25 protein-coding genes are annotated in these 21582 nt (G+C 62.8%); 1 reads left to right on the top strand and 24 read right to left on the bottom strand.

Annotation, left to right across the window (positions count from 1 at the left end; genetic code table 11):
* Positions 1-60: 60 nt before the first annotated feature.
* The 9 genes from F1542_RS14625 to rpmH form a co-directional block, all read right to left on the bottom strand.
* Positions 61-708, bottom strand: a complete 648-nt coding sequence (locus F1542_RS14625; protein ID WP_193733677.1) for a hypothetical protein — start codon at positions 706-708, stop codon at positions 61-63.
* On the bottom strand, positions 708-1865 hold the full coding sequence (gene dapE / locus F1542_RS14620; RefSeq protein ID WP_193733676.1) for a succinyl-diaminopimelate desuccinylase: 1158 nt from the start codon (positions 1863-1865) through the stop codon (positions 708-710). Before dapE ends, F1542_RS14625 begins: the two co-directional genes overlap by 1 nt.
* A 23-nt stretch (positions 1866-1888) precedes the next feature.
* Positions 1889-2737, bottom strand: a complete 849-nt coding sequence (gene dapD / locus F1542_RS14615; protein ID WP_193733675.1) for a 2,3,4,5-tetrahydropyridine-2,6-dicarboxylate N-succinyltransferase — start codon at positions 2735-2737, stop codon at positions 1889-1891.
* Positions 2738-2880: 143 nt separating this feature from the next.
* A complete protein-coding gene (gene argB, locus F1542_RS14610; protein ID WP_193733674.1) occupies positions 2881-3786 on the bottom strand; it encodes an acetylglutamate kinase in 906 nt (301 codons plus the stop codon).
* Positions 3787-3855: 69 nt separating this feature from the next.
* Positions 3856-4521: a ribosome biogenesis GTP-binding protein YihA/YsxC gene (yihA, locus tag F1542_RS14605; protein WP_193733673.1), complete on the bottom strand. Its 666-nt coding sequence runs from the start codon at positions 4519-4521 to the stop codon at positions 3856-3858.
* Positions 4522-4533: 12 nt separating this feature from the next.
* Positions 4534-6297, bottom strand: coding sequence for a membrane protein insertase YidC (gene yidC / locus F1542_RS14600; protein ID WP_193733672.1), 1764 nt, complete (start codon positions 6295-6297; stop codon positions 4534-4536).
* Positions 6297-6593 carry a membrane protein insertion efficiency factor YidD gene (gene yidD / locus F1542_RS14595; RefSeq protein WP_193733671.1) on the bottom strand — a complete coding sequence of 99 codons (297 nt, stop codon included), beginning with the start codon at positions 6591-6593 and terminating at the stop codon, positions 6297-6299. The genes yidC and yidD overlap by 1 nt, the downstream gene beginning before the upstream one ends.
* A complete protein-coding gene (gene rnpA / locus F1542_RS14590; protein WP_193733687.1) occupies positions 6590-6940 on the bottom strand; it encodes a ribonuclease P protein component in 351 nt (116 codons plus the stop codon). The genes yidD and rnpA overlap by 4 nt, the downstream gene beginning before the upstream one ends.
* 76 nt (positions 6941-7016) lie before the next feature.
* Entirely contained in the window at positions 7017-7151 is a 135-nt protein-coding gene (rpmH, locus tag F1542_RS14585; protein WP_010507731.1) for a 50S ribosomal protein L34, read from the bottom strand.
* A gap of 152 nt (positions 7152-7303) precedes the next feature.
* Here rpmH and F1542_RS14580 point away from each other — a divergent pair, with 152 nt between their 5' ends.
* Positions 7304-7531, top strand: coding sequence for a hypothetical protein (locus tag F1542_RS14580; RefSeq protein ID WP_227672766.1), 228 nt, complete (start codon positions 7304-7306; stop codon positions 7529-7531).
* 13 nt (positions 7532-7544) lie between these two features.
* Here F1542_RS14580 and gloA read toward each other — a convergent pair whose 3' ends face one another.
* The 15 genes from gloA to F1542_RS14505 form a co-directional block, all read right to left on the bottom strand.
* The gene (gloA, locus tag F1542_RS14575) at positions 7545-7934 is read right to left on the bottom strand and encodes a lactoylglutathione lyase (protein ID WP_193733669.1); all 390 of its coding nucleotides are present in this window, start codon (positions 7932-7934) and stop codon (positions 7545-7547) included.
* A 14-nt stretch (positions 7935-7948) separates the two neighbouring features.
* Complete coding sequence (locus F1542_RS14570) at positions 7949-8815, bottom strand: LpxI family protein (protein ID WP_193733668.1); 867 nt, start codon at positions 8813-8815, stop codon at positions 7949-7951.
* Positions 8805-9656 (bottom strand): acyl-ACP--UDP-N-acetylglucosamine O-acyltransferase, encoded by an 852-nt coding sequence (gene lpxA, locus F1542_RS14565; RefSeq protein ID WP_193733667.1) that lies wholly within the window; start codon positions 9654-9656, stop codon positions 8805-8807. Before lpxA ends, F1542_RS14570 begins: the two co-directional genes overlap by 11 nt.
* A 131-nt stretch (positions 9657-9787) precedes the next feature.
* On the bottom strand, positions 9788-10273 hold the full coding sequence (gene fabZ, locus F1542_RS14560; protein WP_053323169.1) for a 3-hydroxyacyl-ACP dehydratase FabZ: 486 nt from the start codon (positions 10271-10273) through the stop codon (positions 9788-9790).
* A gap of 90 nt (positions 10274-10363) precedes the next feature.
* Positions 10364-11506 carry a UDP-3-O-(3-hydroxymyristoyl)glucosamine N-acyltransferase gene (lpxD, locus tag F1542_RS14555; RefSeq protein ID WP_193733666.1) on the bottom strand — a complete coding sequence of 381 codons (1143 nt, stop codon included), beginning with the start codon at positions 11504-11506 and terminating at the stop codon, positions 10364-10366.
* A complete protein-coding gene (locus F1542_RS14550) occupies positions 11460-12308 on the bottom strand; it encodes an OmpH family outer membrane protein (protein ID WP_193733665.1) in 849 nt (282 codons plus the stop codon). The genes lpxD and F1542_RS14550 overlap by 47 nt, the downstream gene beginning before the upstream one ends.
* Positions 12309-12315: 7 nt before the next feature.
* On the bottom strand, positions 12316-14730 hold the full coding sequence (gene bamA, locus F1542_RS14545; protein ID WP_193733686.1) for an outer membrane protein assembly factor BamA: 2415 nt from the start codon (positions 14728-14730) through the stop codon (positions 12316-12318).
* 192 nt (positions 14731-14922) lie between these two features.
* Positions 14923-16029 carry an RIP metalloprotease RseP gene (rseP, locus tag F1542_RS14540; protein WP_193733664.1) on the bottom strand — a complete coding sequence of 369 codons (1107 nt, stop codon included), beginning with the start codon at positions 16027-16029 and terminating at the stop codon, positions 14923-14925.
* A 48-nt stretch (positions 16030-16077) separates the two neighbouring features.
* Complete coding sequence (dxr, locus tag F1542_RS14535) at positions 16078-17235, bottom strand: 1-deoxy-D-xylulose-5-phosphate reductoisomerase (protein WP_193733663.1); 1158 nt, start codon at positions 17233-17235, stop codon at positions 16078-16080.
* A 44-nt stretch (positions 17236-17279) separates the two neighbouring features.
* Positions 17280-18134 carry a phosphatidate cytidylyltransferase gene (locus tag F1542_RS14530; protein WP_193733685.1) on the bottom strand — a complete coding sequence of 285 codons (855 nt, stop codon included), beginning with the start codon at positions 18132-18134 and terminating at the stop codon, positions 17280-17282.
* Positions 18118-18855, bottom strand: a complete 738-nt coding sequence (uppS, locus tag F1542_RS14525) for a polyprenyl diphosphate synthase (RefSeq protein ID WP_193733662.1) — start codon at positions 18853-18855, stop codon at positions 18118-18120. Before uppS ends, F1542_RS14530 begins: the two co-directional genes overlap by 17 nt.
* Positions 18856-18920: 65 nt before the next feature.
* Complete coding sequence (gene frr / locus F1542_RS14520; RefSeq protein WP_193733661.1) at positions 18921-19487, bottom strand: ribosome recycling factor; 567 nt, start codon at positions 19485-19487, stop codon at positions 18921-18923.
* A 75-nt stretch (positions 19488-19562) separates the two neighbouring features.
* Positions 19563-20303, bottom strand: a complete 741-nt coding sequence (gene pyrH, locus F1542_RS14515) for a UMP kinase (RefSeq protein ID WP_193733660.1) — start codon at positions 20301-20303, stop codon at positions 19563-19565.
* Positions 20304-20418: 115 nt separating this feature from the next.
* Positions 20419-21333: a GTPase Era gene (era, locus tag F1542_RS14510; protein WP_193733659.1), complete on the bottom strand. Its 915-nt coding sequence runs from the start codon at positions 21331-21333 to the stop codon at positions 20419-20421.
* Positions 21330-21582, bottom strand: a 253-nt coding sequence (locus F1542_RS14505) for a putative dsRNA-binding protein (protein ID WP_227672762.1), incomplete at its 5' end; no start/stop codon positions are given. The genes F1542_RS14505 and era, both read right to left, overlap by 4 nt.

Here is a 21582-nt window from a genome sequence, read left to right as displayed (position 1 = left end):
AAAGCTTCAGGAGACACCGCCTTTAAAAAAAAGGCGGCACCCAGCGACTTCTGTTTTTTATCAGTGCGCCGAGCCCTGCCCCTGCTGCACCAGCAGGGGGTAAAGGAAATCATGCCATGCGCGCTGGTTGGGGGACAGCACACCGACCACCGCCGACAACAGGCCAAGGCTGCCCAGTATCGCCAGCACCAGCACCACCGCCTGCCCACGGCGCAGCAGCAGGCCGATACGTGCCACGTACCATGTCAGCCACAGGCTGTAACCGAACTCCACCCCGTTCAGAATCATCGCCCCCGTGCTGGATTCCAGCAGCTTGGGCGAAGCCAGCGCCATAAGCAGCGCCACCGCCAGCCCCACGAACAGGGTGACCCAGTCCGTCCACCATGCAGCCGTGATGTAGCGCAGCCACAGCCCCTCCCGCTTCCACCGCCGCGCCAGCGCATGGGTCACGATGGCGGGCAGCAGGATCAGGCACAGCGCAAACAGCACCTTCACCCCGCTGAGCGCCTGCGGGGCGGTGCCGATGGTCAGTCCACCACCCACCAGCCACAACGCCAGGCGGGGTGCCAGTGCAGCCAGGACGGAATCGCGCGTATTGCCAAAATAGGCGATGCCTTCCGCGCGGCCCCGCCCCAGCAGCAGCATTCCCTTGAGGATCATGCCAAGACCGGGTGAATTCGGCTGGGGGGATGTGCCGCGATCAGACATTAACGCATTACCTTTTCAAGAAAGCCGGTATAGATCGCTGTCAGCTGATTCAGGTCCGACAGGCTGACATGCTCGTCCGTCTTGTGCATGCTTGCCCCCACCAGCCCGAATTCCGCCACGGGACAGTAACGGCTGATAAAGCGGGCATCCGACGTGCCGCCGCCGGTATCCAGCTTCGGCACATGCCCCGTCACCGCGCGCACGCTCGCACGCAGGGCCTCCACCAGCGCGCCGGGTTCGGTCAGGAAGGATTCACCGCTGATGGCAATACCCACATCCGCCCGTGGCGCATGCCGCGTGGCCACGGTACGGATCCAGCCCGCAAGGTCGGCGCCGGTATGCAGGTCATTGAAACGGATGTTCAGCCGGGCCTCGGCCCGGGCAGGAATGACATTGGTGGCCGTATTGCCCACGTCAAGGCTGGTGACCTGCAGGCTGGAGGCCTCGAACCATTCACTGCCGGCATCCAGCGGGGCCGCCGTCAGTTCACCCAGCAGCGCCAGCAGGCGATGGACCGGGTTATCCGCCCGGTGTGGATAGGCCACATGCCCCTGCGTGCCATGCACGGTAATATGGGCATTCAGGCTGCCACGGCGGCCGATCTTGATGACATCACCCATGCCAGCGGGATTGGTGGGTTCGCCCACAAGGCAGAAATCAGGGATCTGGCCCTCGGCCGCCATCCAGTCCAGCACACGCACCGTGCCGTTGGTGGCGGGGCCTTCCTCATCGCCCGTAATCAGCAGGCTGATCGATCCCTGTGGTCGTGGCGTGCGTTCCAGATACAGCCTGACGGCGGCAACAAAGGCGGCGATGCCCCCCTTCATGTCGCATGCGCCCCGACCGAACAGGACGCCGTCATGTATGACCCCGCCAAAGGGGTCATGCGCCCATGCACTGTCGTCGCCCACCGGCACGACATCCGTATGCCCTGCAAAACACAGATGCGGATGTCCCGTGCCAAGGCGGGCGAACAGGTTGGGGGTGCGCGCCGCCCCTTCGCCAAACGGCAGCAGGGTTACGCTGAAACCGATCTGTTCCAGCACATGGGCCAGCGCGGTGATGCCGCAGCCATCATCAGGGGTTACGGAAGGACAGCGGATCAGGTCACGCGCAAGGGCGATAACGCCGCCGGGATCCTGTTCCGTATTCGCCATTCCGCCATCCCCCATAATGTTTCTCAGCCGCGCAGCAGGTCGTTGATCGAGGTCTTGGAGCGCGTGCGCTCATCGACACGCTTGACGATCACCGCGCAGTCCAGCGACGGCAGCGGCTTGCCATCGGTGCTGGTCACCTGGCGCGGCGGCAGCGTGCCGGGGACAACCACGGAATAGGCCGGGACGCGGCCCATGAAGACCTCACCCGTCGCACGGTCAACGATCTTGGTGGAAGCGCCAAGGAACACGCCCATGGACAGCACGCTGCCGCGTTCGACCACAACACCTTCGGCCACTTCCGAACGCGCGCCGATGAAGCAGCCGTCCTCGATGATGACGGGGGCGGCCTGCAGCGGCTCCAGCACGCCGCCAATGCCCACGCCGCCGCTGATGTGGCAGTTCTTGCCGATCTGCGCGCAGCTGCCGATCGTAACCCACGTATCGACCATCGTGCCGCTATCGACATACGCACCGGCGTTGACGAAGCTGGGCATCAGCACCACACCCGGCGCAATGAACGCGGAACGGCGTACGATGGAACCCGGCACCGCGCGGAAGCCCGCGGCGGCAAACGCCGCCTGGTCCCAGCCCGCGAATTTCAGCGGCACCTTGTCAAAGCTGGGCGCGCCAGCACCACCGCCTTCGACAATCCGGTTGTCATTGAGGCGGAAGGAAAGCAGGACAGCCTTCTTCAGCCATTCATTGACGACCCAGCCGGCCGGGCCGGGGGTTGCGACGCGCAGCCTGCCGGAATCCAGCGCCAGAAGGGCTGCCTCGACGGCATCACGGTCAGCGCCTGTGGTGGCGGTGGACAGCGTCTCGCGACGCTCCCACAGGGCCTCGATCTGGCTCTGAAGGGATGTATCGGTCATATTTGCAAAATCCTGTCTTGGGCAGGCGTCCCCGGCGGGTCATGCCGGGGGCCTTCGGTATTGATTGCCTGCGGACCATGCGGAGGATCATGGGCAATGTCAACGCACTGGCCCTGTCCCCCCATGTCCCGATCCGGCGCGTTCTATCCGCCGCGGATCAGGGTGCCCGGCCCGGCTTCCGTAAACAGTTCCAGCAGGCAGGAATGCCGCACCCGGCCATCAAGGATGACGGCGGCCTTCGCCCCCGCGCGCACGGCTTCGAGGCAGGTTTCGACCTTGGGGATCATGCCGCCGGAAATCATGCCGCTGGCAATGCCCCGGCGCGCGTCTTCCGCCGTCAGTTCCGGGATCAGTTTCCCGTCGCCATCCAGCACGCCGGGCACATCCGTCAGCATGAGCAGGCGACTGGCATTGACCGCGCCCGCAATCGCACCCGCAGCCGTATCGGCATTGATGTTGTAGGTTTCACCCTGTTCACCCGCGCCGATGGGCGCGATCACCGGGATCAGCCCCGAACCGGACAGCGCATAGATCACGCGCGGGTCGATACGGGTGGGTTCGCCCACAAAGCCAAGGTCCAGCAGGCGATCGGTCTCGACACCGGCTTCACGCGCGCGGCGCTGCAGCCTGCGGGCGGAAATCAGGCCACCATCCAGCCCCGAAATACCAACTGCCAGCGCACCGGCCCGGTTGATCAGGCCCGCGACCTGCTTGTTCACCTTGCCGCCCAGCACCATCTCGATCACGTCGATCATGGCGGCGTCGGTCACGCGCAGGCCGTCGATGAAGGTCGATTCAATCTGCAGTCGCTTGAGCATCGCGCTGATCTGCGGCCCGCCACCATGCACCACCACCGGGTTGACCCCGACCTGCTTGAGCAGTGCGATATCATGGCCGAACGCGGTGGACAGCGACGTATCGACCATCGCGCTGCCGCCATATTTGACGACAACCGTATCCCCCGCATACCGGCGCAGGTAAGGCAGCGCCCTGGCCAGAACCTCGGCCCGTACCTGTGCTTCCCGGTCGCCCGATTCCGTTCCTGTCATCCGAACGTTCCCTTCGCTCCTGACTGCTGAATACCCATGGCCCGTGGCGGGGCCTGACGTGTGACCGCCCTAGACCGGATTGGCCAGCCGCGCGAGTTCCGCGCGCAGTTCCGCAATACCTTCGCCGGTCTCGCTGCTGGTTGCCAGCACATCTGGAAAAGCCGCCGCATGCGTCGCAACAATGGCGGTGACTTCGCGCATCTTGGCTTCCAGCACCGCGGGCTTGGGCACGTCGCACTTGGTCAGCACGACCTGAAAGGTCACGGCGGCACGGTCCAGCAGCTTCATGATTTCCTGATCGGTCGCCTTGACCTCCACCCGGCTGTCCAGCAGCAGCACGACACGGCGCAGTGTCGGCCTGCCGCGCAGGTAGGAAAACATCATGCCCTGCCAGTCTTCCTTGACCGCCTTGGCGGCCTTGGCAAAACCATAACCCGGCATGTCCACCAGTGTCAGCCGGTCGGCCAGTTCAAAGAAATTGAGCTGCTTGGTCCGCCCTGGCTCGGACGAGGCCCGCGCCAGTGCCTTTCGCCCGGTCAGGGCGTTGATCAGGCTGGACTTGCCGACATTGGACCGCCCGGCAAACGCGATTTCGGGCAGCACGGGGTCGGGCAGCTGGCCAAGCTGCTGCGCGCCGAACACGAAATTGAATTCACCCGCGAACAGGACGCGACCGATTTCAATGTCGCGCTGCATTTCTTCCGGTGTTGGCGTGGAGGAGGAAAATTCCACCATCTTGATCCCGTCCTATTTCTTCCCTGCCGGAAGCCTGGGCTTCGCAGGTGTCGCAACAGCGGGCGTTCCCTTGTTCATCCGGCGCTGGATCAGCGTCTGCTGCGCCATGGTCAGCAGGTTGTTCCAGCAGTAGTAGATCACCAGTCCCGATGGCTGGCGCGCCATGAAGAACGTGAAGATGATCGGCATGAACTGGAACATCTTCTGCTGCGCCGGGTCCGCTGCCGGTGCGGGGTTCAGGCGCATCTGGGCAAACATGGTCAGCCCGAACGCGATCGGCCACAGGCCAAGCTGAAGCATGGGGGAAATGACCGACGGATTCCACGGGATCAGGCCAAACAGGGTGAACAGGTTTGTCGGATCGAAGGATGACAGGTCATGGATCCAGCCGAAGAAGGGCGCGTGACGCATCTCGATCGTGACGTACAGGTCCTTGTACAGGCACCAGAACACCGGAATCTGCAGCAGCATGGGCAGGCAGCCGCTGGCCGGGTTGACCTTTTCCTGCTTGTACAGCGCGATCATCTGCTGGTTCAGCGCCATCTGGTCGTCTTTATACCGCTCACGCAGGGCTTTGATCTTGGGCTGAAGCTGCCGCATCTTGCCCATGGAATGGAACTGCTTGGTCGCCAGCGGGAAGAACAGCGCCTTGACCAGCAGGGTGAAGGCCATGAGCGCCAGGCCAAAATTGCCCAGCATGGTGTTCAGCCAGTCCAGAACCGTGAAGATCGGACGCGTCAGGAACGCGAACCAGCCGAAATCGACCGCTTTCCAGAAATCGGGGATATGCAGGCTGGATTCATATTTTTCCAGCAGTGGCACTTCCTTCGCCCCGGCAAAGACGTGGCTTGCGGTTGTGGCATTGCCCCCGGCCGCGACCACCAGCGGCGCGCGCGCGGTAAAGCCGACATCATAGATGCCCTTGTCCCCACCCGTGGGCTGGTAGGCATAGGTGCCTGCCACATCACTGTCCTGCTGCGGAATGACGGCGGACAGCCAGTATTTGTCGGTAATGCCAGCCCATCCGCCCTGACCTGCCTTGGTCCACGCGATGTTGCCCGGCGGCACCGCCCCCTTGCGCAGGGATTTGTAGGAGCTTTCATCCAGCTTGTGGTCAATGACGGAAATCGGCCCCTCATGCACAAGGTAGCCGCCCGTCTCGACCGGGGTATAGGCACGCTCCACGCGGGAGAAGGGATACAGCGAAACCGGTTCCCCCCCATGGTTGATGACCTTCTGCGTGACCGAGAACATGTAGTTCTGGTCAATCGCAATGCCAATCTGGAACACCTGTCCCTGACCGTTATCCCATGACAGGGTAACGGGCTGTGCCTGGGTCAGGGTATCATGGTCGGCAGTCCAGACGGTATTGGCATCAGGCACGCTGACATGGCCGCCGCTGACATTGGTCCAGCCGACCTCAACCAGGTTGGGTTCCGCCTGCCCGCGCGGTTCCAGCACGCGCACCAGCGGGCTGCCTGGCTGCACCGTCTCGTGATAATTCTTGAGTACGAGGTCATCAAGACGCGCACCACGCAGGTCGAGTGACCCATGCACGCGGTCGGCATCAATGGCCACGCGCGGGTCGGGCTGCCCCGTATCCGCAGGCGCCGCCACCGTGGCGTCACCTGACGCGGGTGCTGGCGCCGGTGCGGGCGTGGCGGTATCGGCCTGCTGCTCGACCGTTTTATGGTTCTGCTGTGGCAGGAAATACTCAAACCCAACCAGCACCACGGCAGACAGTGCTGTTGCCACCATAAAACGCTTGATATCCATCAGCGACCCGCCAGACTTTTCGTGTTTTTCATGGAGTCATGCATGTCACAGCCGCAGGCCGTGGCGGGAACGGGGTCATGACCACCCGCGTTCCAGGGATTGCAGCGCAGGATGCGCCACCCCGCCAGCACACTGCCGCGCATGGCCCCATGGTGGGCGATCGCGTCGCGTGCGTAATGACTGCATGAAGGAGTGAATCGGCAATGCGCGCCCCATATGGGGCGGATCACCAGCTGATACGCGCGAATGACCGCGCGCAGCATATGGGCAGGCAGGCTGATGGAAGACGTGCTCACGATTCTTCCTTCACTCCCGCCTTGCGCAGGGCCTTGCGGTAATCCCCCATCAGGGCATCAAACCGCCGCCCGCATGTGCCGCCCCGACCGATGACCACGATATCGACACCCGTAAGCGCCTGTTCGCGGCCAACCAGCCGGACCACTTCACGCAGGCGCCGCCGCGCCCGGTTGCGCACGACGGAATTGCCTACTTTCTTGGTAACGGTAAAACCGTACCGGGCAGCCTGCGTGTCACCGCGTTCAAGCGCCTGCAGCACCAGTCCCGGAACGGGGGCCTTGCGACCCTTGGCCGCAACCCGCAGGAACTCGGCACGTTTTTTAAGGCGCGTGGACTTATCGGCCACTTTCAGCCGCCCCTTGTATAGAGACATTCATGGTTCCGGGCACACGGGCACCCGGAATGTACAGACGTCACCTGCCTCAGGCAGAAAGACGCTTGCGGCCCTTGGTACGACGGTTTGCGACAACCTTGCGGCCACCAACGGTTTCCATACGCGAACGGAAGCCGTGGCGACGCTTGCGGACCAGCTTCGAGGGTTGATACGTGCGCTTCACAACGGCACTCCCAGATTGACAATGACAGACAGGTTACGGAATAAATTCCAACAGGTCCCGTACACTACGGGAACCCTGAGCCGCGCCTTATACTGATGCTTTCGGACAACGTCAATGCTGCTCCCCTTTCACGCCATAACCGGATGATTTTCATGACCAGCCCTGCACGCGACTCTACCGATGTGACCGATGACAGGCTGCGGCAACACATCCATGACATTCGTGGCCACCTGTCGCCCGCCATGCTGCAGGCGGATTCGCTGGCACTCAGCAAGGACGAACGCACCCAGAAAGCCGCGCGTGACATCCTGACGGCGCTGGATGCGGCGACAAGGGAACTCAGCGCGATGCGCAAGCTCCTTACCGCGCGCAAATCGTAACCGGACGCGCCGTTCAGGACTTCTGGATCAACTCGATCTTGTAGCCGTCGGGATCTTCGACAAAGGCGATGAAGGTGGTGCCGAATTTGACCGGTCCCGGCTCACGCGTGACCTTGCCGCCGCCTGCACGGATCTTTTCAACCAGTGCGGTCACGTCGGGCGCGCCAAGGGCGAAGTGGCCAAATCCCGTACCGACATCATATCCATCATCCTGACCCCAGTTATAGGTCAGTTCGATTTCCGCCTGCCCCGCCGCGTTATCGGCATAACCGATGAAGACAAGGGTGTATTGCCCTTCAGGCACATCCTTGCGGCGCAGTTCATGCATGCCCAGCAGCTGGTAAAAATCAAGGCTGGCTTCCAGATTGCGCACGCGCACCATGGTATGCAGGTAGGTTCCCATCTGACATTTCCCCTTCAGTCCATCTTTTCATCTTCGCCGCCAATTCCGATCAGGAACAGCCCGGTTTCATCCGCCATGGCAATGCAGGCGGCGGGATCGGTCATCAGCGTAGCCCCGGCCTCGATCGCGATTCCGCGCAGACCAGCGGCCACGGCACCCGCAACCGTTCGCGGGCCGATTGTTGGCAGGTCGGCACGCCGCTCCTGCCCCGGCTTGGCCATCTTGACCAGAACACCGGCGGGACGGTCAGGTTGCCGCAGGCCACCCACGCGTTCAAGCATGCGATCGGTGCCTTCCAGTGCTTCCACCGCCAGCACAAGGCCACCCTGCACCACACATCCCTGCCCGATATCCAGCCGGCCCAGTTCACGCACCACACGGCGGGCCAATATAATATCGGCCCTGGCCGCCGTATCGGGCCTGATCGCCCCCATCACGCCGCGGCGTGCCACCGACCCGGACAGGTATTCATGCGCGCCCCGGATGATGAACCCTTCTTCCCCCAGCACGCGCACGATTGCCCCGAGCAGCCCGTCATCGCCCGCGAACAGCGCCTTGCCGATACGCGCAAGAATACGCGCACCTGTCGCATCGGGACGCAGGTTGACCAGGGAAGGCCGCCTTACGGGACCAATCAGCACAAGATCACGACAGTGATGTTCATGTAATGCGGACAGGATTTCACCCGCCGCCGCAAGGCGGATCATGCGATGCGGCCAGTGACCGATCACCGCAGGTTCGGCAAAGCCCTGGAATCCGACAATGAAAACCCGGCCGCCCGCCTGTTCCACCGCCCGCGCCACCTGACCGGGCAGCGGGCCGCCACCGGCAAGGATGCCAACACATGGCCCCTGCCGGTTGGCTGCGGGTTCAGGCGCCATCGCTCTCGATCATGTCCGCACTCTGGACACGCACAAGCCCGCGATGGGTGGGAGCAGCGATGAAATCAAGGATTTCAACAACACGCGCGTCATCGGCATAGGTCTGGCGCACGTGTTCCAGCCGGTCCTGAAACACCGCGCCGGTAGCATGGGCCGCCTTGGGGTACAGGGCGCGGAAGGCCTGACGCATGCGCCGGACTTCTTCTGGCTGGACGCCATTACGGCGCAGCCAGATCCAGTGCAGCCCCACCAGCCGCGCGCGGTTACCCAGCACGCTACCATAGGGGATGACATCAGCTTCCACCCCGCACACGCCACCGACCAGCGCCGCATGGCCAATACGCACAAACTGGTGCAGCGCCGCCGCCCCCATGATCCGGGCATCATCCCCGATCACCACATGGCCACCCATGACCACGTTGTTGACGATAATGACACCGCGCCCCAGCGTACAGTCATGTGCCACATGGGAATTCGCCATGATCAGGCAGTCCGGCCCGATACGGGTCAAACCGGTGCCGGTGGCGGTGCCACGGTGAATGGTCACGTTTTCACGGATGATGGTACGGGCGCCAATCATGCACGATGTCGGCTCGCCCCTGTATTTCAGGTCCTGCGGCGCCATGCCCACAGAGGTGAAGGGATAACACACCACCCCGTCCCCCAGCGTCGTGCGCCCGTCAATCACCACATGTGAAATCAGTTCGACATTATCACCGATCTCGACATCCGGCCCGATCGAACACCATGGCCCGATGCGCACGCCGCGACCGATCCGCGCACGGCTGGACACAATGGATGACGGATGGATTTCAGGCGCTTTTCCACGCCGTTCATCCATGTCGGTATCGTTAGATGAACTTCCTGCCAGAATAGCCTCCATCCCCGCAAGTAACTATGGCCCAAAGACCCGGAAGCGGACACCGGGCCGCCCATTGGGATGGCCCGCGCCACGACCCGTTTCCCGCGGTATTACCCCATGATCATGGCGCTGAATGTTGCTTCGGCAACAGATACGCCATCAACCCGCGCCACACCCTTGAATTTCCAGACATTCGCGCGGCTACGTTCTTTTTCGACATGGATGCGCAGTTGGTCGCCCGGGCCGACGGGACGACGGAATTTCGCGCCATCGATTGTCATGAAGTAAACCAGCTTGCCTTCGAATGCCGGGCCAAGCGTCAGGACCACCAGCGTCGCGGCAGTCTGGGCCATGGCCTCGATGATCAGGACACCGGGCATGACGGGGCGCGCGGGAAAATGCCCCTGAAAATGCGGTTCGTTGACCGTGACATTCTTGATGCCAACCGCCGACTGTCCCAGCACGATATCAACCATGCGATCAATCAGCAGGAACGGATAGCGATGGGGAATCGCTTCCATGATCCGCATGATATCAATTGATTCCAGCGTCGCGGGCGTGCCGTCCGCTGGGAGTGCCTCTACTTCTTTATCCACGTCGTCCAACCACTTGTTCGGCCTGAAAGCCTCCCGCGCCAGACGGAACAGTGGCTTCCTGCCGGTTGAATATGCAATGGCAGCAGATAATCAGGCCTTGTCGGCCTTTTCCCTGTTTCCATCCTGCGTCGTTTTTTTGGCCATCCGACGAAGAAAGGCCACGTTCCGGAAAAATTCCCGAAAAGGCATGGCCGGACTACCGATCACATCGGCTCCGGCTTCCACATCGGACATGACACCACACTGCGCGCCGATCCGGGCCTTGGCACCGATCTTGATATGTCCGATCAGCCCGGCCTGCGCCGCAACCGTCACGAAATCACCAAGTTCGGTCGAACCCGAAATGCCAGCCTGGGAAACGACAATACAGCAGCGTCCCAGCCGTGCATTATGGCCAATCTGCACCAGATTGTCGAGGCGTGAGCCAGCCCCGATCACCGTATCACGGATGGACCCGCGATCCACGGTGGAATTGGCCCCGATCTCCACCCCGTCTTCCAGGATGACACGACCAAGCTGTGGCACGCTTTCAAAGCCTTCGGGTGTCACGGCAAAACCAAACCCGTCCTGACCGATCCGTGCCCCCGGCAGCAGCGTGACACGTTCACCCAGCAGGGCGTGTGAAATGGCGACATGCGCGCCAATACGGCAGCGCGCCCCGATTTCCACCCCGCCCCCGATGCTGACATGGGTGCCGATAGCCGAACCCGCGCCAATCCGTACGCCGTCACCCACCACCGTAAAGGCACCGATCGCAGCCGTCGGGTCGATTTCGCACCCCGTACCGATCACGGCGGAAGGGTGGATACCCGGTTGGACCGGCGGCGGCGGATAGAACAGGGACGCGATGCGGGCCCATGCCTGGTACGGCGCCTTTGACACCAGAACGGCGGCATGCGGCGGCACCTTGTCCGCAAAGGCAGGGGCCACGATCACTGCGCCAGCACCCGTCCCTTCCAGCAGGGGAAGGTAGCGCCGGTTGTCCAGAAAGCTGACCTGTGCCCGCGTGGCGGACTGCAGCGGCGCGATACCGCTGAACACGGTGCCAGTTTCCATCCCGTCCGTGGCCTTGCGCAGTTCAGCCCCGCTGCATTGCGCAAGCTGTTCCAGCCCGAACGGTCCCTGCGTTACGAAAAACCGCGGATCGCCCGGCACGTTATCCGGCGTCACTGTCATGAAACCGGCCTTAATGCTTGGCCGGCGCGGCGGCAGGGGCGGCCTGGCGGTCGGCATCCGCCGTGGTCGGCATGGTGCCGGACTTGGCCAGAACCTCGGGATCCACATCGGCCGCGGGAATGAATACGGTTGGCAGCACGCCATTCAGCTGTGTCGCCACCTGCTGGGTGATATCCAGGCTTTCCTGGCTCAGGGCCACCTGTTCACGATGCAGCACAAGGTTCATGCCACGGCTGGCGGCAACCTGCCGAATGATCTGGACCAGTTCGCGTTCGATCTGCCCCAGTGCGACCTGGGCCGCTTCCTGAATGACGCGATTGCGGTTGCGGAAGTTCTTCTGCGCCGCCAGCACGCGTTCCTGCAGCTTGCGCTCGCTGCTCTGGATCTGGTCGGATGACATGGTCTTGGCCTGACCCTGCAGCTTCTGCTGCTCGTCACGCCAGCCTGCCTGCTCCTTCTGGGCATCGCGGGCCAGATCATCACGGCGCGCCCCCAGCACACGTTCGGCCTGCTGGGCCGCAGACGACATGCGCATGACATCAGGCACGCTGATGACACCAATGACCGGGGCCGGAGGCGGTGCGCTCTTGGGCACGTCCGGTGCCTTGGGCACGGGCGGCTGCGGCAGGATGGGCGGTGTCTGTGACTGTGCTTCCTCGCTGTCGGACTGCGGGGCGGGCAGTTGCACGGGAGCCGGTGCCTCATGCTGAGCCGGATGGGGTGCAGGCTGTGAAGCCTTGGGCACGAACCAGCCGGAGTTCCCGCCCGAACCCTGCGCATGCGCGCCCGATACGGCCTGATATCCCCACCCGAGCAGAGCGGTTGCGGCAAGCAGACGAATGCCGGATTTACGCAACATTATCACCTCAGAATTGTTGGCCGAAGCCGAAGCGGAGCAACTGGGTCCTGTCGTTCGTTCCCTTGTGCAGGGGAACGCCCAGATCAATATTCACAAGCCCGAACGGACTCTTCCACGCGATACCAACGCCAGTCGAGACCACAGGCGTAAGCGTATCATCATACACCGGGGTATATTTTGGCCAGTCCTTCATGGAAGTATAGCGCCGGCGGACACGCAGTCCGTCCAGTCCGCCCATATCCACGAAGTACCGTCCCTTGATCCCCATGGCGGATGCGAACGGAATGGGGAAATCCACCTGTGCGGAGGCCGTGTACATGAACCGGCCACCCAGGAAGTCCTGCTGCGAATGCATCGGATTGCCGTCACGCGCGGGGATGGCGTAGCTTCGCGGACCGACACCACCATCCATGAAGCCACGCAGCGAGTTACCACCAAGATAGAAGTTATCGATGATGTCGCTGCGACCGCCGCCCCAGTTCATGATGTCACCCGCACCGGCACGGAAGCTGACCGTCCAGTCATGGTTACCCATGATGCTGTCAAGCGGGATGTAGTAGGCCGCATCCACCTTGCCACGCAGGTAGCGTTCGTTACCGCCAATACCGGCAAAGTCACCACCCACACGTATGACGAAACCTTTATGCGGCTGCTGCCTGCGGTCACGTGTATCGTATGTCAGTGTGGTACTGAGCTGTGACAGAAGCGACCAGCCATTCTGGTCCTGCACGTAATATGACGAATCAGACCACGTATCACCAATGTCACGATCGGTCAGCGTATAGCTCCACGACTGCGACAGGTGGTTGTTGTACGAATACCCCATGCGCAGCGTCATGCCGATACGCGCTTCGGAATAGCTCTGGTACGTCATGTAGCGGTTCTGGATACCGAACAGATCGATGCCCGCCACAAGGTTGCGGTTGAGGAAATACGGGTCCGTCAGCGAGATGTCGGCCTGGTCTTCATAATACGCGGCCGTACCCGTAAAGCCCGCGTCAATGCCGGTGCCCAGCAGGTTATGCTGCTTCAGCCCCAGGTTGCCCAGCACGCCGGCATCGGTCGAGTAACCGCCACCAAGCGAGAATTCGCCCGTCGGCTTTTCCACCACATCGGCCGAAATATTGACCTTGTCCGGCGCGGACCCCGGCGTCTGGTCGATCGAGACCGTCTTGAAGAAGCCAAGATCTTCCAGGATCAGCTTGGAATACTTGCGGTCCAGCGGGGTGTACGGGTCGCCTTCGGCCATGGGCAGCTGCCGCCGGATGACCTTGTCCTCGGTAATGGTGTTGCCGTTGATGTCGATACGCTCGACATACATCCGCGGACCTTCGCTTATGTCAAACAGCAGGTTGACGGTGCGCTTTTCCGGGTTGCGGGCAATTTCAGGGTGGACCATGGCGAAGGGATAACCCTTGCCCTGCAGCATTTCCTGCATATCCGTCGCGTTATGCTGGATGGCGCTGCCATCATACCACTGCCCATGGAACAGGGAAATGTACTTGCGCATCGACTCAGCACTGACATGACGCAGGGAGGAACGCACATCCATCTTGTTCAGGCGGTAACGCGGACCTTCTTCCATCGTATAGGTGATGTAGAAGCTCTTGCGGTCGGCAGACAGTTCACCCGTGGCGTTCTTGATCTGGAAATCAACAAAGCCGTTTTTCAGGTAAAAACGATGCAGCAATTCAGCATCGTACTTGATCCGTTCGGGATTATACTGGTCGCTGGAAGCAAAGAAACGGTACCATGCCGTCTCCTTGGACGATACGACACCAGCCAGGGCCGCGCTGCTGAACGCGTGGTTCCCCACGAACGTAACCTTCTTGATCAGCGTCTTCTGCGCTTCGTTGATGTGGAAGATCACGTCAACACGGTTATGCGCAAGGCGGATGATCTGCGGCGTGACGGTGGCCGCGTACCGCGCCTTTTCCGCATAGACGCCCAGGATTTTCGTACGGTCGGCGGAAATGCCCTGTGGCGAATAGACCGCGCGCGGACGCAGCGAGATGACCTTCGTCAGGTCCTCGTCCTTGGCGGCGTGATTGCCTTCGAACACGATACGGTTGACGATCGGGTTCTCGACCACATGCACTTCAAGCACGTTGCCCACGCGCTTGAGCGTTACGTCATGAAACAGCCCGGTGGCATACAGGGTCTTGAGCGAACGGTCGAGCAGGTCCTGATTGAAGCGGTCGCCCGGCTGGACAACCATGTATGACAGGATGGTGCTGGTCTCGATGCGGCTGTTGCCCTTGATGTCCACCGCTTCGATCGGGTCTTCAAGCGGCGGGGCCTTGATCGCCTCCGCCTCGGGTGCCTGCTGCACGCCATCCACTGGCGCCATATCCCCGCCGAATGGCGTGTTCTGTGCTGCTTCTTCCTGTGCATATGCACCGGCCGTCCAGAACAGCGGCATAACGCAGACAGACGCAAGCAGCGCTGAACGTTTACTCGACAAAATCGCTATTCCTCACCACTCGGCATGCGGATCAGCCATGCATTAAGACCGGATGGAGGGCCGGCTCCCTTCCTGTCATGTATCAGTCTTCGTGGCGGACCTATCCGATATACGCCACACTGTGCAAGCACTTGTGTCACCTGCTGCACCTTAGCCCTGTCCCGCGCGTGACGCGAGCCACTGGAACAGGCCGAAATGTGACAGATCGTTAAAGGTTGAAAACAGAAATAATCCGGCAATCAGCGCAAAGCCAGCCTGAAAGCTGATTTCCTGCACCCGGCGAGACACCGGCCGCCCCAGAATAGCCTCAAATACATAAAACACCAGCCGTCCCCCATCAAGAATCGGCACGGGAAACAGGTTGATCAGCCCGAGGTTGATTGACAGCAGCGCCATGAACGACACCAGGCTGGCCACGCCATACTGCGCCACCTGCCCCGACATCTGGGCAATGCGCAGCGGGCCGCCAAGGTCCTTGGTGCTGTGCTGTCCCGTAATCATCTGCCACAGCCCGTCCAGCGTCTGGACCGACACGTTCCATGTTTCCCTGATGGCGGAAACAAAGGCCCGTGGCAGGGATTGCGGCTTACCGACCTCGGCGGCGAAGGACACGCCGATCTGGCCATGGCGGCTGGCCTTGTCCCCTACCGCACCGATATGGACCGGCAATGTCTGTTCCGCGCCATTGCGGCGGACCGTAAGCGTGGTCTGGGCATCCGCCTGCCCGCTGACAAAGGACTGCAGGTCGGCTACGTCGCGCACCTTATGGTCACCCACGCGCACGATCACGTCGCCCTTTTCCACCCCGGCGCTGGCGGCAGCACCATCGGGCATGACCTGCGCCACCTGATTGAGGATATGCGGCTGTCCCGACATGGCGAACAGGCCGGTAAACAGCACGATGGCCAGCAGGAAGTTAAATACTGGCCCAGCCATGATCACGATGGCCCGTGACAGGACCGGCTTGTCATGGAACGTGCGTCCGGGCTGCCACGCGGCCTTCTGTTCCTCGGTCGCGTCCTCCGGTCCTTCGAATCCGTGCGGGCGGACATATCCGCCCAGCGGCACCGGGCACAGGCGCCATTCCGTGCCCACGCTGTCATGCCAGCGCAGGAGCGGACGGCCAAAACCGATCGAAAAAACCTCGACATGTACGCCACGCCAGCGCGCGGCAAGGTAGTGACCAAGTTCGTGAATGAAAACCAGCACCCCCAGCACAAGGGAGAAAGCCAGAACGGTCCGGATCAGATCATGCATGAATGCTACGCTATCTCCCGATGGCCAGAAAGACCATCCAGAATCATGTCAGGCCGCGCGGGCAACCGTACGCTGGCGGGCAACACGACGGGATTCATTATCCCAGTGCAGCACTTCTTCCAGCGTATCCGCACGCTGCGGCCCGATGGATTGCATCACATCCTCGACGATCCGTGCAATATCAAGAAAACCGATTTCGCGCTTCAGGAACGCCTCGACCGCGATTTCATTCGCCCCCGACAGGATGGCGGGCATCGCCCCGCCCGCACGCAGGGATTCGCGCGCCAGACGCAGGGCGGGGAAGCGGACCTCATCCGGGGCCTCGAAATCCAGGCGCGCCAGTGCGGCCAGATCCAGCCGGGGCGAATTGGTCGGCATGCGCGCGGGCCACGCCAGCGTATGGGCAATGGGAATGCGCATGTCGGCCGAACCAAGCTGCGCCACGATGGAACCATCGGTGTACTGCACCATGCCATGCACCACGGATTGCGGATGCACGACAACACCCAGCTTGTCCTCGGTCACGTTGAACAGGCGCGCGGCCTCGATCAGTTCCAGCCCCTTGTTGAACATGGTGGCGGAATCGATGGTGATCTTCGCCCCCATGGTCCATGTCGGGTGCTTCAGCGCCGCCTCCAGCGGGGCCTTTTCCATTTCCTCAAGGCTTGCCCTGCGGAATGGCCCGCCCGAGGCGGTAAGGATGATCTGCTCGACCTCATCGGCCTGCTTGTCGGCCATGGACTGGAATACGGCGTTATGTTCGGAATCGACCGGCAGCAGGGTCGCGCCCGCATCCGCCACGGCGCGGAGCATGACATCACCGGCGCAGACCAGCGCTTCCTTGTTCGCCAGCGCCACGGACCGGCCATTGCGCACGGCGGCCAGCGTGGGTTCCAGCCCCGTGGCGCCGGTAATGGCGGCCATGGTCCAGTCCACCGGCAGGCTTGCCGCCGCGATCACGGCCGCACGACCGCCTGCGGTCTCGATTCCGCTGCCAGCCAGCAGGCGTTCCAGTTCCGGCAGCAGGCTTTCATCGGCGATCACCGCGCGCTGCGCACCCAGCGCACGGGCCTGTTCCGCCAGCTTCGTGACATTACGCCCGCCCACCAGCGCGCCGGTACGGAACTGGTCAGGGGCCTGCAGCAGCAGGTCCACCGTGGAACAGCCAATGCTGCCCGTGCTGCCCAGAACGGAAACTGTCTTCATTGTAACGTCATTCCCCAAAACTGTTCATGGCTCCGGCCATCGGCTCAGCGCAGACCCACATACCAGAAAGCGGCACCGCCCGCCGCCCCCAGTGACAGCAGGGCCGCCATCGGGGCCGCAACCAGCAGGCCATCAAAACGGTCCAGCAGCCCACCGTGCCCGGGCAGGATCGTACCCGAATCTTTTACCCCACGGGCGCGCTTGAGCGCGCTTTCCGCAAGATCCCCGGCCTGCGCCGCAACGGCGACAAGGGCGCCGAACACCGCCCCGCGCCACAAGGCACCCGGCAGCGCGCCAGGCAGCAGGCCTGCGATCAGCATGCCCCCCATTACGGCGCAACCCAGGCCACCGATGGAACCGGACCATGTCTTGGCTGGTGAAATACGCGGCGCAAGCTTCGGGCCACCAAACAGCCGCCCGGCCATGTAGGCCCCGGTGTCACTCAGCGCCACGCATGCGACGAGGAACAGGACAACTCCCGCCCCCGGCTCACTCATGTAACGCAGCCACAGCAGCGACAGCCCGGCGCAGCCAATGGCCACCTGACCCGCACACAGGGCCGGACCCAGCACGATCGCCGCCACCATGACCAGCAGCGCCCCGCCCCAGTGGCCCGCCAGCGCCGCAATCCCGACGCACGCCGCCCACGCCATGCATAACTGACCACGCCGCGTTTCCAGCCCGAATCCGAACATGCGCGCCCATTCCATCGCCATGCCCGCCATGGCCCCCACGATCAGCGCACCATAAAGCAGGCCGCCATACCACACGCACAGCGCAACGCACGGCACCAGCACGGCGGCCGACAGGACGCGCGCGCGCAGATCTTTCCAGTTCCCTGATTTCTTTGTCGCGGCAGCGGGGGCTGTCCGACCCGCGTGTTCAGGCTGGTCTTGCACCGAATCGCCTTTCACGCCGTGAATAGATGTCCAGCACGGCATCAAAATGCGTCGCGTCAAAATCCGGCCAGGGAATATCAAGGAAAACCAGTTCGGCATAAGCCGACTGCCATAATAGGAAATTGGACAGGCGGCATTCCCCGCTTGTCCGCACCACCAGGTCGGGATCGGGCATGCCGGCCGTCAGCAGGGCGCCGGCGAAAACGGCTTCGTCAATCTGATCGGCCCGCAGGTCACCCCGCGCCACGGCCTGCGCCATGCGCGTCGCTGCCTGCACGATATCCGCCCGGCCGCCATAGGACAGCGCCAGCACCAGCACCAGCCGGGTGTTGCCACGCGTCACTTCCTCGGCGCGACGGGCTTCTTCCTGAATATCGCGGGGGAAACGTGCAAGATCGCCGATAATGCGCAGCCGCACCCCCTCGCGCGACAGTTCGGCCACCTTGTGGCGCAGATAATAGCGCAGCAGGCTGGTCAGGTCCGCGACCTCCCCCGGTGCGCGCCGCCAGTTTTCGGATGAGAAGGCATACAGCGTCAGCCATCGCACCCCCCGTGCCGTGGCGGCGCGGACGGTGCGCTGCACGGCCTCCGCCCCCGCACGGTGCCCCGCCAGTAGTGGAAGGCCACGCGTACTGGCCCACCGACCATTGCCATCCATGATGATGGCAACATGTTCTGGCAGGCACGTATGGGCTGTGGCTGGATGATCTGACCCGGACAAGACCTGATCGCCCTCCTCAGTCACACACACGATGGCGCGCAGGGGTTACGGCATTCACGCATCAATCAGACCTGCTTGATCTCACGTTCTTTTTCAACCAGCAGGTCATCAATGCGCTTGACGTACTGATCGGTCAGCTTCTGGATCGCGTCAGACCATGTCTTGACATCGTCTTCGCTGATCTCGCTGGCTTTTTCCAGTTTCTTGGTCTGGTCCATGCCATCGCGGCGCACGCCGCGCACGGCGATCTTGCCATTTTCCGCATACTTGCCAGCCGCACGGGCCAGTTCGTTACGGCGTTCTTCCGTCAGCTGGGGAATGGGCACACGCACGGTCTGGCCATCGGCCGCCGGGTTCAGGCCAAGACCGGCATCGCGGATGCCGCGTTCAACCGCACCCACCAGGCTACGGTCCCAGACCTGTACCGTCAGCATGCGTGCTTCCGGCACGGCGATGGAACCAACCTGCGTCAGCGGCACCTCGCCGCCATAGGCTTCCACCCGCACGGGCTCCAGCAGCGCCGGATTGGCGCGACCCGAACGCAGACCCGCGAAGTCACGGCGCAGGCTTTCAATGGCGCCGTCCATACGGCGGGTCAGATCCGCCAGCAAGGTTTTCTGATCGACAGACACTGTGGCCCTCCTTTTTGATTCCTTATCCACCGGGCATGGCGACACCCGCGAACGGGCAACAGGGATATCCCCGTTTCAGTCAGCCGCCACGATGGTGGTGAAACGTCCCTCGCCGCGCATGACACGGGTGAAGGGATCCATCCCATGAATATTGAATACCACGATAGGCAGCCGGTTTTCGCGCGCAAGGCTGATCGCCGCCGCGTCCATGACATTCAGGTCATTGGCCAGCACGTCACGGTAGGTCAGCGTATCGTAACGCTTGGCATCGGGCACCTTGCGCGGGTCGGCGGAATAGACGCCATCAACCTGCGTGCCCTTGAACAGGGCGTTGCATTCCATTTCCGCCGCACGCAGCGCGGCCCCCGTATCGGTGGTGAAGAACGGGTTGCCGGTGCCCGCCGCGAAGATCACGACGCGACCCTTTTCCATATGCCGCACGGCGCGGCGGCGGATATAGGGTTCCGCGATGGAAGACATGTGGATGGCGGTCATGACCCGCGTCGGCACGCCATGGCGTTCGAGCGAGTTCTGCATGAGCAGCGCGTTGATGACGGTCGCCAGCATGCCGGCGTAATCGCCCTGCGCACGGTCCATGCCACGCGCCGCTGCCGCAACGCCACGGAAAATGTTGCCGCCGCCGATGACCAGGCAGACTTCAACCCCCGTCCGGGCCACTGCCGCCACATCGGCCGCGATGGCGTCAACCGTGGCGGGATCGACCCCGTATGATCCGCTGCCCATCAGGGCTTCCCCTGATACTTTCAGCAGGACGCGCTTGTACGATGGTGCGGGGGATATGTCGGACTGGGTCATTGGTCCTCGGCGCAGGTCAGGCAGACGGGGCTAGGGACGGGCAGGCCGCCCGGCCATGCCCTGTCATATAGAGGGATGCCCCCCCCCACAAGCCGATGATCCCTCTTTTGAGGATTCAGGACGCATCATCCAGGCCGATCGCGCGCAGGCGGGCGCGCTCCTCATCCCATCCCGCGCGTTCCTTCACATTCAGGAAAAGATGGCATTTGCGCCCCAGCAGCCGCGTCAGTTCATGACGCGCCTTTTCGCCGATCGCGCGAATCCGGCTGCCGCGTTCGCCAATCAGGATGGCCTTGTGCGATCCACGCGCGACATAGATCGTGACATCAATGCGCACCGATCCATCAGGCCGTTCGGCAAAGCCTTCGGTCTCGGCCGTTGCGGCATAGGGCACTTCCTCATGCGTCTGCAGGAAAATCTGCTCGCGCACCAGTTCAGCCGCCAGCAGACGGTCAGGCAGGTCGGTCAGGTCATCTTCGGGATACAGGTACGGCCCCACCGGCAGGTCGGCCGCCAGACGGTCCAGCAGGTCGTCTACCCCCTCGCCCGAACGCGCGCTGACCATGAACACATGCTCGACCGGCAGGATGGCCGACAGTTCCGCCGTCAGCGGCAGCAGCGCGTCACGCCGGACCAGGTCGGTCTTGTTCAGCACCAGCCACAGCCTGCGCCTGTGTTCCGCCAGACGGGTCGCAATCGCCCGCAGCGCATCGGTCATGCCCGCGCGCGCATCCACGATCAGCAGCGTGATGTCGGAATCTTCCGATCCCGTCCACGCGGCCGCAACCATGGCGCGGTCCAGCTTGCGCCGCGGCTGGAAGATACCCGGCGTGTCCACCAGCAGGATCTGGGTATGGTTGCGCATGAGGATGCCCAGCACCCGGAACCGCGTCGTCTGCGCCTTGGGGCTGACAATGGAAAGCTTGGTGCCCGCCATGCGGTTCAGCAGCGTGGACTTGCCCGCATTGGGCGCGCCCACAATGGCCACGAAGCCACAGCGTGTCGTGTTGTCCTGATCGTGCCCGGTCATTTTCCCTGCCCCTTGCGGTCGGTGGATGAAGCGGCCTGTCCGCCCGCGCCCAGCTGGCGCAGCAGGTCCGATGCGGCATCGCTTTCAGCCGCGCGCTTGCTGCCCGCGATCCCCTGCCCGGTTTTTCCCTGTGCGTCCACCGCAATGACGAAACGCGGCGCGTGCGATGGCCCGTCAGCGGACACCACACGGTACTGTGGCAGCGGCAGCCCGCGCCCCAGCACCCATTCCTGCAATGCGGTCTTGGGA

Origin of the sequence: Komagataeibacter sp. FXV3 (assembly GCF_015155755.1) — a bacterium.
GTDB lineage: Bacteria > Pseudomonadota > Alphaproteobacteria > Acetobacterales > Acetobacteraceae > Komagataeibacter.
The sequence above is the reverse complement of the archived record's forward strand: the minus strand, read 5'-3'. Positions and strand labels throughout refer to the sequence as shown.

Bases quoted from the DNA above. Each gene is read 5' to 3' on its own strand.
- F1542_RS14625 (WP_193733677.1), bottom strand. From the start codon at position 708: ATGTCTGATCGCGGCACATCCCCCCAGCCGAATTCACCCGGTCTTGGC.
- dapE (WP_193733676.1), bottom strand. From the start codon at position 1,865: ATGGCGAATACGGAACAGGATCCCGGCGGCGTTATCGCCCTTGCGCGT.
- dapD (WP_193733675.1), bottom strand. From the start codon at position 2,737: ATGACCGATACATCCCTTCAGAGCCAGATCGAGGCCCTGTGGGAGCGT.
- argB (WP_193733674.1), bottom strand. From the start codon at position 3,786: ATGACAGGAACGGAATCGGGCGACCGGGAAGCACAGGTACGGGCCGAG.
- yihA (WP_193733673.1), bottom strand. From the start codon at position 4,521: ATGGTGGAATTTTCCTCCTCCACGCCAACACCGGAAGAAATGCAGCGC.
- yidC (WP_193733672.1), bottom strand. From the start codon at position 6,297: ATGGATATCAAGCGTTTTATGGTGGCAACAGCACTGTCTGCCGTGGTG.
- F1542_RS14580 (WP_227672766.1), top strand. From the start codon at position 7,304: ATGACCAGCCCTGCACGCGACTCTACCGATGTGACCGATGACAGGCTG.
- gloA (WP_193733669.1), bottom strand. From the start codon at position 7,934: ATGGGAACCTACCTGCATACCATGGTGCGCGTGCGCAATCTGGAAGCC.
- F1542_RS14570 (WP_193733668.1), bottom strand. From the start codon at position 8,815: ATGGCGCCTGAACCCGCAGCCAACCGGCAGGGGCCATGTGTTGGCATC.
- lpxA (WP_193733667.1), bottom strand. From the start codon at position 9,656: ATGGATGAACGGCGTGGAAAAGCGCCTGAAATCCATCCGTCATCCATT.
- lpxD (WP_193733666.1), bottom strand. From the start codon at position 11,506: ATGCCGACCGCCAGGCCGCCCCTGCCGCCGCGCCGGCCAAGCATTAAG.
- F1542_RS14550 (WP_193733665.1), bottom strand. From the start codon at position 12,308: ATGTTGCGTAAATCCGGCATTCGTCTGCTTGCCGCAACCGCTCTGCTC.
- bamA (WP_193733686.1), bottom strand. From the start codon at position 14,730: ATGCCGCTGTTCTGGACGGCCGGTGCATATGCACAGGAAGAAGCAGCA.
- rseP (WP_193733664.1), bottom strand. From the start codon at position 16,029: ATGCATGATCTGATCCGGACCGTTCTGGCTTTCTCCCTTGTGCTGGGG.
- dxr (WP_193733663.1), bottom strand. From the start codon at position 17,235: ATGAAGACAGTTTCCGTTCTGGGCAGCACGGGCAGCATTGGCTGTTCC.
- pyrH (WP_193733660.1), bottom strand. From the start codon at position 20,303: ATGACCCAGTCCGACATATCCCCCGCACCATCGTACAAGCGCGTCCTG.
- era (WP_193733659.1), bottom strand. From the start codon at position 21,333: ATGACCGGGCACGATCAGGACAACACGACACGCTGTGGCTTCGTGGCC.